This is a genomic window from Marinomonas sp. MED121, assembly GCF_000153025.1.
Lineage (GTDB): Bacteria > Pseudomonadota > Gammaproteobacteria > Pseudomonadales > Marinomonadaceae > Marinomonas.
The window spans coordinates 408,502-420,494 of the sequence record NZ_CH672432.1 but is presented as its reverse complement, the minus strand read 5'-3'; the positions used below and the strand labels follow the sequence as shown (position 1 = coordinate 420,494).

The 11,993-nt window shown below is 37.7% G+C and carries 9 protein-coding genes; all 9 read left to right on the top strand.

Annotated features, from left to right (window positions below; all coding sequences use genetic code 11):
- The first annotated feature begins 3 nt into the window (after positions 1–3).
- The 9 genes from MED121_RS17170 to MED121_RS17130 all read left to right on the top strand — a co-directional run bounded on the left by MED121_RS17170 (position 4) and on the right by MED121_RS17130 (position 11,953).
- Positions 4–717, top strand: a complete 714-nt coding sequence (locus tag MED121_RS17170; protein WP_009835014.1) for an ABC transporter ATP-binding protein — start codon at positions 4–6, stop codon at positions 715–717.
- Positions 718–771: 54 nt separating this feature from the next.
- Complete coding sequence (locus tag MED121_RS17165; RefSeq protein WP_131471002.1) at positions 772–1,917, top strand: hypothetical protein; 1,146 nt, start codon at positions 772–774, stop codon at positions 1,915–1,917.
- Positions 1,914–4,952, top strand: coding sequence for a WD-40 repeat protein (locus MED121_RS17160; RefSeq protein ID WP_009835013.1), 3,039 nt, complete (start codon positions 1,914–1,916; stop codon positions 4,950–4,952). Before MED121_RS17165 ends, MED121_RS17160 begins: the two co-directional genes overlap by 4 nt.
- Positions 4,942–6,384, top strand: a complete 1,443-nt coding sequence (locus MED121_RS17155; RefSeq protein ID WP_036180980.1) for a hypothetical protein — start codon at positions 4,942–4,944, stop codon at positions 6,382–6,384. The genes MED121_RS17160 and MED121_RS17155 overlap by 11 nt, the downstream gene beginning before the upstream one ends.
- Positions 6,385–6,441: 57 nt before the next feature.
- A complete protein-coding gene (locus MED121_RS17150) occupies positions 6,442–7,209 on the top strand; it encodes an SUMF1/EgtB/PvdO family nonheme iron enzyme (protein WP_009835011.1) in 768 nt (255 codons plus the stop codon).
- Between the two features lie 38 nt (positions 7,210–7,247).
- Positions 7,248–8,810: a hypothetical protein gene (locus MED121_RS17145; protein ID WP_036180978.1), complete on the top strand. Its 1,563-nt coding sequence runs from the start codon at positions 7,248–7,250 to the stop codon at positions 8,808–8,810.
- Positions 8,807–9,889: a hypothetical protein gene (locus MED121_RS17140; protein WP_009835009.1), complete on the top strand. Its 1,083-nt coding sequence runs from the start codon at positions 8,807–8,809 to the stop codon at positions 9,887–9,889. Before MED121_RS17145 ends, MED121_RS17140 begins: the two co-directional genes overlap by 4 nt.
- 60 nt (positions 9,890–9,949) lie before the next feature.
- Positions 9,950–10,903, top strand: coding sequence for a hypothetical protein (locus MED121_RS17135; protein ID WP_009835008.1), 954 nt, complete (start codon positions 9,950–9,952; stop codon positions 10,901–10,903).
- 84 nt (positions 10,904–10,987) lie between these two features.
- Positions 10,988–11,953: a hypothetical protein gene (locus tag MED121_RS17130; RefSeq protein WP_131471001.1), complete on the top strand. Its 966-nt coding sequence runs from the start codon at positions 10,988–10,990 to the stop codon at positions 11,951–11,953.
- The last annotated feature ends 40 nt before the right edge of the window (positions 11,954–11,993 follow it).

Sequence of the window (11,993 nt, the reverse complement as noted above, 5' to 3'; positions counted from 1 at the left end):
CAAATGAATGCAAACCATAATGAGAGCGTTATCAAGGTAATAGGACTAACCAAGAAATACAAAGGTACTGCTAATCCAATTATTTATCAGGACGTGAATTTTGACGCTAAAGCTGGGGAGGTTACCCTCATAATGGGGGCCTCTGGAAGCGGTAAAACGTCATTTTTAAGGCAAATAGCCTTGCTAGATCAATCTGATAAAGGGCGTATTGAATATTATGGTCAGTCAGTTGAGTCGCTTGGGCAGAGAGCCAAAGCAAAACTAAGAGCACGCTCTCTAGGGTTTATTTTTCAGTCTTTTGCGTTAATCGAAGAGTTTAATGTGCTTGAAAATTGTACTTTGCCACTGCTAATGAAGGGAGATACTAAGAGGTCTGCTCAAAATAAAGCTTTGGCATTAATTCATACTTACATGCCTGATATTAGACCTGAAAAATACCCTCATGAACTCTCAGGTGGCGAGCAGCAAAGAGTCGCGATTATCCGAGCCCTGATTCATGAACCAGACATTGTTATAGCAGATGAACCGACAGGTAACTTAGACGATTCAAATACAGATTTTATTAAAAGTGAGTTATTACGCATTGCTAAAGAAATAGGCAGTGCCGTGATTATCGTCAGTCATAATACTGATTTTATTGAGTTTGCAGATGCTTATTATCAGTTAGCAGTCGCCTCTCAGGATGATGTGAAGTCATCATTGATTCGGTGTAAATGAGTGAAGGTCAAGGAGCAACTGGGCTTAGCCCTGCGATTTTTTTTAAGCTCTTTAGTGAGCTATTTTGTGCTATTTACCTTTGTATCAGGTTGTATTTTCAGCTTGTTGTTATTAATTGATAGTTACGAACAGCAAATAGCAAAACGTTTTGCTAGCAAACAAGCCCACTTTACCTTGCTGTTAGATGAAAGTTTGAAGGCACAGGAAAGATTTGCATTAAGCCAGTTAAAACAGGCTTTGCTAGATGAAACGAGTGTGCTGTCGGTTAGTGAATTTGTTAAGTCAACAAAATGGTTAAGGCTGACAGCTGCAACGAGTCAACTCAGTGGCATTGAAGCACCTAATAGTTTTGATAAGTTTAGCAACGGACAGGTCACTTTAATCGGTTTACAACGGGTGTTGCCCGCAGTGATTCCGTTAGATCAATTACATTATTATGATGCTGGTAGCTATAAATTTAAAATCACAAACTTGGAGTATGCTGCCCAGTGGTTATTAAACCCTAATCTCATTTTACCTAATGCTGTTTTAGATGAGAGCTTTTATGCGCCTATTAGCCAACAGGTGAGTGTGAAACAAGATGGTTTTGACTATCAAGGGCAAATAAAGGCCTATGTGAATGATTATGCCGATGAATCCATTCTTTATATGGGAATAGATGAAATTCATCATTGGTTGAATGATCAGGATATTCAAGAAAAGGGCCTGTATATACGACTCAAAAATACCCATGAATTTGAAACGAGTAAGGAAAGCATTCAAAAAATCATTAATGAAAGTGGTCAAGTTGGGCTGCTAAGTAGCTGGTTAGATCAAAAAAGTAAGCAAAGAAGTATTTTACTGACACTTAAATTGATGGGATATGGGTTAATTATTTTATTAACCTTAATGTTATGTATGGTGCTGACGTTGAATCAAACCAATGTGTTTATAAAGCGACTCCCATCATTAAACATCCTTTATATGACGGGGTATTTACTGACTATACCTCTGGTGGTTTTGAGCGTGTTTGCCAGTTCGATGGGCGTTTTGACGGCATACCTTGGTGTTTCTATTTGGATAACGCCATTAGCAAAACACTTTTTTGCTAATGATTTTATATGGCAGCAAAGCGTATCTTGGGTAATTTGTTTGTTTGTATTAATACTTGTAAATGTTATTAACTTCATGGGAATACAAGGTAGGCTGGGGTTTAAATGAGCAGATTCAATTTTAAAACACTTACCATGATATTGAGTGCCTTGGCTCTGATGGCGTGTAATGCCACACAAGAAAAGCCCAGTAAAACGGTAAACGTTTTTGATGAGCTGGAACAAAAAGTCATTATTGCGCAAGGAGCAAAAGAAACCAGTACAAATTGGGCTAATGCCAAAGGTGCCTCGCTTTCTTTAGTTGGGCCTATCTATCAAACTGGATTAGAGAAAAGGTCTGCTGCCAATAAGGCCTTAACTAAGGTTATAAGTTATATCCAAGATAATCCCAAAAAGCTGGATTTATTAGCGAAACGTTCTATTAGTGGACAGTTTTCGACAATAACAGCAAAAGAGTTTGTGCTGGGTAATGATGAATTTAGTTATGTGCCAGCCATTTTTAATGTGGGGTATGGTGATGAAACGGCTTTAAATTCGGTATTTGATCTTGTTCAAGGAAGAGGAAACGATGCTGAAATAGGGTTTTATATTGACGCGCAAGCTTGGCAACAAGGACGCATACATTTACAAGGTTATAAAACCATAAAACGTAAAGGCAAGGATAGAAACTCTACTTGGTTTACTTATCGACTAGAGCTTAAAGATCAAGATAACAAAGCAAAAATTGATGCCTTATTAAGAATGAGTTTATACGCACTGGGCTCAGATATTAGGGAATTTGCCAGTATAAATCGTGATGCTGTCATGCAATTTAATGATAAAGATTATGTGGTTGAAAGAGGAAATGGTGATACCCATGCATTTGTTTATCAAGATAGGGTCAAACTGATAGATAATGAGATTGAAGCAAAAATTAATGCGTTAGATAAAGAACGGATACTTAATAAAACCGCCTATGCTAGGAGTATTCATTTAGATCAAAGTCAGTCGTATCTGATGGTTAATACCTTGCAAGACTATGAAAGTAAGGTATCCCTATTATCTTTAAAAAACACCAATCAAAATACCCTAATGTGGGAAAGTAAGCAGTGGGATGAATTTGCCAAGCAGGCTTTTTACTTACCCAATATTAATAGCCAATTAATATTAACTGACAAACGTTTAATGTTAAAAAAGCAGGGTAAGGTTTTGCTAGAACGCCAAGCTGATGCGATTCATTCTGTACAATTAGTGGAATCTAAAAATCAAGCCTACTTTATCGATGGAACAATCGCGTATGCGCTAGATTTGAATAGCGCAAAGCTGAAACCATTAACGGCTTTTGGGCAAATAGACAAACTTAGCTTAAACCCAAAAAGTGCGAATATGTATGTCATCTCAACAAGTGGGATGCTGTCCTTCTTTGATATAAAAAATCAACGTCTAAGCCCTATCAAGTCAGGGATGTCAGTGTCTGGCATGCAAGCTTGCGGTGATAGCGATAACCTCTTGTACTGGCAAGGCAGTCAGGCATATGTTTTTGACAAAAATGCACAGCAAAGTCTAGCAGTTAAAGCCAGCTCTCCTTTTTCTGGCGATATTGTTACAGGGACTTGCGCATTAAATGAAAATAAATTCATGCTGATGACAAAAACGGGTGAAATTAGGCAGTTTGATGGTACTGACTTTACAGAAATTACGCTTATGCCAGGCACCTATGATGCTTATGATACGTTAAATTCAGGTTTTATTATTCAGTACTTAAGCAATAATGAATTTATCTATGGTGGCAAAGAGAATCTTAAAATCAGGCCCAGTACAACAGAGTCAGAAATTCGATTAGATTATCAAAAACGTTTAGGCAAGATTAATAGTGCAAGGTCTTGGTTAGATAAATCTTCTATCCATCAAGCGGTATTTGCCGAACCTATTCCTAAATCAGATATGAATCTATATCAGGCACTTTTTTCAAATAAATTAGAGACCAGTGTACAAACCCAAGCGTATCTAACCTTTCTAAATGAAGAGCAAGCAGACCCTTTACTTGTGGCTAATAAGCCTAGTTTATTTAATGCCTTAAGTGGCGGCGTTTCTGTTTTTGAAGATGGTAATATTATGTTAGTCAAGCAAGGTAGTTTGGAGCCGGATAACCTCTATACAACGTCTATTCCTAACTGGGAGCATTTAGGCTTTAAGGTCGATTCTTTATATTTAGGCAGCCAAGGGTTTGAGCCTAAGGTCTACAAAGAGCTGGATAATGCTCAATTAACGTCTGATATTGTTAGTATGACAATTGCGTCAAATGGTGAGTATTTAGTAACCAGTTTGACCAATGGTGAGATTATTTTCGAATCTCTCAGTGACACAGGTCGGTTTAAAGAAACGTTTTCTGTTCATGATACTCAAGTGACCACAACCGCCTTATCATCAAACAACCAATTATTAGCCACAGCGGGTAAAGATGGCCTAATTAAAATATGGCGTTTAAACCTTAATCCCATGAATGAGGATTCTTGGATACGTTTAGAAACAGAGCTTAAAGGTTATGCCGGAAATGTGTTGGATTTGGCCTTTATGAGTGATGATCTATTAATCTCAACGGGTACTGATCAGACTGTAAAGTTGTGGGACATTAAAAATAGTAATCGTGTGCAAGCAGAAATGCTTGGACATACGGATAGTATTCAATTTGCTCGATATGATGACTCTTTGAATATCATTATTTCTTCAAGTGACGATGCCAGCATACGAATATGGAACCCTGATACTGCAGAGCAGATAAAGTCTTTTAAAACGAGTAGCCACTCAGTTTCTGATTATGATGTGGCTGCGAACTTACTTGCCTATACCCAAAACCAACTCATTTGGGTTAAAAACTTAGCAAGTGGTAATACCTTAGGGAAAGTAGCGTTATCAGATGAGCCATTAGCCGTTGAATTAGGGGTAAATGGCCAAGTGGTCTACGCCATTTATCCAGATCGAATATCTGTTTTTCATGTGTCTTCTAATGAGCATATTAATGATATTAATCTCACCAACCAAAATCAGATAAAGCAGGTTTTTAGCAGCTTTGATGCACATGATTTATATCTTATGACTAATCAAGAGGCGTCAGTCATCAACATGGGCAAATATGCATTATTTGGATTAGACAATGTTTATTAAGACAAAGCCGATTTTCAAGCGAGTGATAAACGCGATATGCCTATCGAGTATGATCGCCCTAGGATCAGGTTATGGGGTTAGCAATGAATTGAATGGACAAAAACCAGATTGGGCAAAAAATAATTATCATGCAGATTCTGGTTTAGATTTTATTGGGCTTTCTCAGCTTTGGGTCGCAGGTGTTGTGCAAGCGGAATCAAAATCGATAGCCGAAGCTTGTACCAACGGTTTAGGTAAGGTATCTGAATTTTTTAGTGTTGAAATTGCGTCAAAGAGTACCTCCTCTCAAGTAGTTGTTGACGATGAATTTCAAGGTCAGTTTCAGGTGAATACCGATAAGATAAGCCGAATACAGCTACAAGGTGTTGGGGTTAGCGATTCCTACTCAGAGTTAGTGCAAGGAGGTGAATATATTCAATCCTATTGCCTCTATCGTTTAACCCCAAATCAAGTTGCTAACATTAGACAAAATATTGAAACAGAAAAAAAAGAAATTCGAACACTCGTTGCAAAAATAGCAAGTCAGTTACAGCAGCAAGAACTTTCTCAGGCTAGGATTAGTTTGGCGCTACTAAAAGCTAAAAAGAATGTATCCGTTGAGCTTGTGCATGAATTAGAGCAAGTATTAGATAATGCATCTAAGGGCATCATTAATGTCAATCTCGCATTTGAGCAGTCGACTTATCATGTTAATGATATTTTAGGGATGCAATTACAGGCCAATCAGAACCTTTTTCTTTATCTTTTTGTTGATGATGGTCGTCTTATCAATATGCTTTTACCGTCACCCGCTTATGCCTTCAATTTAATAAAAAAAGATGACATTTTAATGCTACCCAGTCATCAGCAAAGGCAAAAAAACAACCTCTATAAAATGCCTGTTTTGGATGATGGTGCGGTACCAAAACTTTACGTCATCGCCTCAAAAAAACGCATGCTAACAGGGTTCGCCAAATCCGCATTTAATCGTTATTTAGTGAATGATAAAGGGGCATATAATGCGTTTATAGCCTCGTGCAAGCTGAACCAAGACTGCCAAGTGTCTGAGTATGAGTTACCCATTAGTCAATCAAGTCCACGCTTTTTAATAAACACGTATGATTTGAAGATAAATCAAAAACAGATAGCAAATTATAATGCTTCCCTTCGCTCAAAGTTAACAGTGCAGGGTTTTGAGTTTTTGAATCATGGCGCGGACATTCAAATGCTCATTAACCATAAAAAAGCCTATTCAAAAAAGTTTGATGCTGAAATGTTTGTAGCAGAACTTAATGCAATGAGTTTGGTAAAAGGTAAACGTCAATTTTTATTCAAGATCAGGTTTAGCAATCTTTATGACGAAGCACGTACTGATTTTTATCTTGACTCTTTGCTTGAGTCAGCGGTTAAAAAATTAAAAACAAAGGCTAAAAATGGGGATTTATCTTATTAGTTTAAAGAAATCTCAAAGCATGGGATCTATTTAAGTTGAGGGATTGATAAGGTGATAATGCTGCTAATAAAAAACAGTGCGTTAGCCATGTTTTCGCTATGGGCTATGGCGCTTTATGCCAGTGATAGTCTTGATAAAGAGTTAGAGGAAGCAGATGTAGTGGAAACTGATTTAAGGCAAATTCAGGCGCCCACTTGGGTCGATATCATCTCAGCGAAAGAGCAGTGGCCACAGCTGGATATGCCGCTCTTAAGCTTAGGCGATAGGTTTATATTTGACCCTTTTAAGGCTGTGATTCCTCATCCCTTTACTATGATGAAATATGAGGTCAGCTGTTATCAAATGCTTCATTCGGGTGTGCTATCAAGTTTAAGAAAACAAACCCTGAATGCGTTATGTGAATTTGATATGAATGAGGCGGTCACAGGCGTGAGTTTTAATGAAGCTAAGCAATATTGCCAATCATTTAAAGCAAGGCTTCCCACAGAAGCACAATGGGTATGGGCTGCAAGCCATGCCTCTAAAGGTTGGCTGCAAGATCATGGTATTTTGAAAGGAGCTAATAAGGCGGTAAAGGATAACTTCGCGGCTTATAAAGTCCCTGTAAATGAGGCCATATCAGGACCTTTTGGCGTGCAAGGACTGTATGGCAATGTATGGGAAATGACGGCAGATAAGTGGGGCTCTAATAATATGCAGCAAATAGTAAAGGGGGGCGCTTTTGACTTAGCTGAATCAGCTTGGTTGATGCATCCTTATTATCGCGCGGCATTTAATCAAGAAGATATACATAATCAGAATGTTGGGTTTCGCTGTATTAAATAGTGTACGTGATGATTTCTACTGATTTTAAGGAGAGCAAGATGATAGGTTTATCGAGTCGATTAAAGGTCGGCTTCTTTAGCATTATTCTTATAAGCATTGCGTTTAGTTCAGTATTGAAGGCGAATGAAGAGAACTTATTAGCGCAGGGTTTAAGTCAAAATGTCTCAAACTACTCGAGCATAAATTATTTAAAGACCGGCAAGAGCAAACGTAAGTTAACTTATAGTCTACTGCCTTCAAAAGAACCTGCTTTGGTCCTTGTTGAACAGGAAAACCAACTCGTTTTTCAGGCGGGATTGAAAGCTTTACTTCCTCTATTTGACGTCAAGTTAAAGGCGTTAAATTATAACGCCCTTAAAGCTTCATTTGTCGATGAAAAGGATGCTGAAGATGAGCTAGATTTCCGTCAAGAATTATCTTCTTTGAATGATAAGCTCATTTTATTAGAGGCTAAGGGAAAGGCCTCGCAAGACCCTCAAAAGTTAAAGGCAATACATTCTGATCTGGCTGACCTTAGGCAGGAAAAAAATAAAATTGAAAATGCAATTAGCGCCATTGAACGTCGCCAGCAGCGATTATCATCTCTTGCAGTCCTTAATTTTGCAGAGGTCATCAATAAACGACCTAAAAATCCTTTCTTTTTAATGGATAATAATTATCTTTATTTTGTTGACCCTCAGCAGTCACGGGTCAGTTACCAAGATGCAATAAGTGGTCAAAATATCAGTGCCATTGCCACTAATTATTATTTAGAAACCGGAATTAATGTGTCATCCCCTGAACGCTTAGAAGCGTTTGATACTTCCATTCTAACCTTGGTGTCTTATCAAGATACCCTATTAAAAATTGAGTATGAGGATAACCTTGTTAGCCTAACTCGTTTAGAGGACTCACACCTCACTCGTTTTGAAAAAATGCTTTCTGCAACGGTTTTGCAGCCTAAAAAATTGGAATTTAAAGGAGAGTCTTTAATCACTCAATATTTATGGGCTAATCAAAATGAACGTAAAACCTTAGAGTTTGCTTATAAGGAAACAGGAAAACGTAAAAATCTGATACAAGTAAAAGCAAGTGCCCAATCCAGTGTGTTTGACCCAAAGCAAAGCTCAAGTGCACTTGAGAAGCATATTGGTGTGCTTGCTGTAGCCAAGGGAAAAAGGTTAGTTGAATTGAAAAAGGTTCAAACCATTAATGGCAAAAAAGACATAGGTTGGGATCAGGATATTCGTAATGGCATTATCAAATTAGGTGATGAAACTATTTTTGTATCAAAAGAAGATTATTACGGGTATGAAGGCCTTTGGTATTTGGCAAGCTGGATGAGTCTTAATGGAATCAACCAAAAAAAGGTGTTTTTAATTAATGGTACAGAACCCATTTCATTAACGGCCACTTTAACCACAGCTGGTGAGGTTGTTATTTCTAAAGCAGGAAATACGCTGTATCAATTTAAACTTGATGAGGGTGGTTTTGTTACCCAGTTGTATTTTGCCCCTTCTAAACAAACACTCATTCTAATTAACAAAGATACAGAAACGACAAAGTCAAACAAGGCAAAAGTTAAGAATCACATGCGGACAAATAAGATAGTTTTATTATGAAAAAAATAATTTACCCAGGTGTTATGTCCTTTATGCTTATCGCTTGTGCGAGTCAGGAGCTAGAACAAGAAGAGAGTGCAGCTTTAGAGCAGAGCTTTGAACAAGACCTTTATCTAGATTTATTTGACGATGATGAAGAGGAGGTCGATTACGAAGCTTATTTTTATGACTCAAAAGGGCAGCGCTTTTTAGAGCAAAATAGCTCGTTTAGTCAATTAGATACCTTATTAGGTAACCTAATCGAGCAAACCTTTAATCAAGCTGCATCGCGCATGAATAATCTATATGGCGAACTTGAAGTGGTTTTAGAAGTCAGTGGCGGTGGCAGTTATCGTAATGACCTTATTACCTCAGCTGAACAATATATAGTCTCTAATCCCTTATTAAACCTTAGGGCGCAAGAAGCTGAAGTAGATCAGGTATTAGGCAAAATTCTAAAGCAGGAATTGGATCCATTTTTTGCTGCCTCTGATACTGGATTTGATGAGTCGGCAGTTGCTTCTGATTTGGTCTTATACATTCTTGCTGAAGAGAAAAGTGATGTATTAGAGATTAAAATCAGCGCCTTGAGCAAAGCGGGAAGAGTGTTAGGTGTGTCTAAATCCGACCTGTTAATAGCTGGCCATGGCAATCAATTGAATCGTTTTTCTTTTGTTAAAGTGCCCTTCAGTGAAAGTTCAGGCAGTCGAGAATTTCAACTTATGCGTTATCCAGTGAGTAATAATGAAATGTTTGGTTCTGGCTCAACAAGCATTGCTGTCACGGATGTGAGCTTAGAGCAGGCGAGTAATTATTGTTATGAAAATGATATGAGGTTGTCCTCTCCTTATGTTTTTGAATTTGCTCGAAGGGATCAAAAAGTTAATCGACCGGCTGGTAATGCGTATGAAGAAATTATTGCTGCGCTAGACTATGAAGATATTGATGAGCCCTTTTACCGGGAAGAAGATCGGCTTGAATTAGAAGATGATGATATGGCGAATACGTTTCTTGCTTTTAATTGGAATACTGAGCGATACACCATAGTGTCTAATAGTTATAGTTCTCGAAATATGACTTTTCGCTGTTTTAAACAATAAAGCTTGTTAGAAGAAAATGGCTGCAAGCAGAAGTGATATCGCTATAAAGGAGCTGAAGATATGCGTCATTATTTAATCAGTTTGAGTACCTGCGCATTAATATTTTTGTCGCAAAGTGCTCAAGCCGCCAACAATGTTGCTATTGCTGAATTTGTGAATAATATTCGGGGCTCTTTTAATATGCTGGTGGCAAAGGAGTTTGTACCCGGTTCAAAACGCCTTAAAAAAACACGTAAAATGATTAAAAAAGGCTATAACAACGAAATTCGTAATATGAATATTCTACTATCAGGGCTGGATCTGGTCGCTAATATTCGTGCAGCGAACCCTAAACAGCTCCCACAATTTGCATTTCAAGAGCAAGAAGTGGGTAAAACACTGGATACAGTGGTCGTCTCCTTAACCAGTATTATTAAAACACGTATTGATGCGAGTAATCAGCTTGTCTCGAATCAAGAGGCGCCTCAACTAAGTGAAAGCTTACCGATTGAAGACGCATTTGATGAGGACGATATTGGTTCAGATATCGATCTGGATGATAATTTAATTGAAATTTCAGACGAATCGATTGAGATAGATAATCAAAGGCTAAATTTAGATGATGTGGCTAAACAAGCCTATATAGATATTGCATTACAATATGTACCTCAGTTCGCTGGCAAAGAAGTTACCTGGTATGCCGGAGATAAAACAGAGAAAATTCAACTGGGGAAGGGGATGTCTCTTAAGCATGTGTTTGTGCCTTATCAAAGACAAGGTTTGATAAAACCTTATCCATTACACTCAATTTTTGCCACTTCCTTTATGCCTGATCGTAAAGGTGTTTTACATGTTATGAGAATGTACATCATTTTAATGGTAAACGAAGCTGAACATGGCACAGTGCGCGTCGCAACCCGTGAAATTCCTACCTTTAGATGGGATAGAAACCCTTATTTTATTGCCGCAGCAACAGGCACGGTTTTAAAGAAAATATTTACAAGTACCTTAGGACAAAAAGTAGATAGCTTTTAATTAGATTAAGGTATCAAGACTTTGTTAGGAAATACTCAGCTTCTTTTTAAACTCTTAATGCGTGGCCAATCAAGGCTGATTAAGATGGCATTGTTAGTTTTGCCACTGATTTTAGTGTTTGTTTTTTTTGGCTTTTTTACGTCTCATAATGTGATGAAGCACTTTGAAAAATATATGCAGCAAAGCTATTTTGGTGTGTTTGGTAATTTACAGCTGGCTTCTAACCCTGAATTTTTAGCAGCTTTACACCAGGCACCTGAACTTAGTCATTTGAATTTCTCTTTTCGTATTGCCAACAAAATGGTTCTTTTATTTGAGGGTGACACTCGACAAGTGCTTAAAGGGGTCGATGTCATCGCCTATGAAGCCAATTATTTAGCATCAAAGTTACAGGTAATTGATGCGAGTGCATCCTTTGTCACTGGGCAGGTTTTAACAGAACATAGATTAATTTTAAGTTCTGTGGCTTATCACCAGTTAGGTTCAAGTGATAATAAGGTTATGCGAATATTTAATCCTAACACCAAGCAAACCTTGAATATTGATGAGAGTCTAGTGTTGGATTTTGGTTTTTTGGGTAGTAAGCCAATTGTGATGATGACAACAAAAATGTTGCAATTCCTAACGAAAAAACCGCTTGCCTATAATCAAATCGAATTTAACGGTATTGATAATCTTTATATTAGTCTCATTGAGTCGGTTGCAGATAGGCTCTTGAGGCAAGGGGTTGCTAGCGATTATCAGTTGATCAACCCTAAAAAGCTCTCCCAAGAAGCCAGTCTGGTGTTTGATAAAGTGACCTTGTTTAAATACGGTTTCTTTTTCATTCTTAGTTTGATTAGTGCTGCTATCTACCTATTAGCGATTAACCTGATACTTAATGCTAAGCATAAGTCATTGGGGATTTTAGAGTGCTTAGGGGTAAGCCGTTTTGAAATCTGGATGAGTTTAGTCCTTTTTGCCTTGTTTGCCTTCAGTTTATGTCTATTTATCTCATGGCTTTTATCCCGGTTATTTGGCCCACAAATATTAGTCTTTTTAGGATTGTGACAGCTTATTAATCCTATTTGAAAATCGGCTTTAAATAGTG

Coding starts and splice junctions, on each gene's coding strand:
- MED121_RS17170 (WP_009835014.1), top strand. CDS start 4: ATGAATGCAAACCATAATGAGAGCGTTATCAAGGTAATAGGACTAACC.
- MED121_RS17160 (WP_009835013.1), top strand. CDS start 1,914: ATGAGCAGATTCAATTTTAAAACACTTACCATGATATTGAGTGCCTTG.
- MED121_RS17155 (WP_036180980.1), top strand. CDS start 4,942: ATGTTTATTAAGACAAAGCCGATTTTCAAGCGAGTGATAAACGCGATA.
- MED121_RS17150 (WP_009835011.1), top strand. CDS start 6,442: ATGCTGCTAATAAAAAACAGTGCGTTAGCCATGTTTTCGCTATGGGCT.
- MED121_RS17145 (WP_036180978.1), top strand. CDS start 7,248: ATGATAGGTTTATCGAGTCGATTAAAGGTCGGCTTCTTTAGCATTATT.
- MED121_RS17140 (WP_009835009.1), top strand. CDS start 8,807: ATGAAAAAAATAATTTACCCAGGTGTTATGTCCTTTATGCTTATCGCT.
- MED121_RS17135 (WP_009835008.1), top strand. CDS start 9,950: ATGCGTCATTATTTAATCAGTTTGAGTACCTGCGCATTAATATTTTTG.
- MED121_RS17130 (WP_131471001.1), top strand. CDS start 10,988: ATGGCATTGTTAGTTTTGCCACTGATTTTAGTGTTTGTTTTTTTTGGC.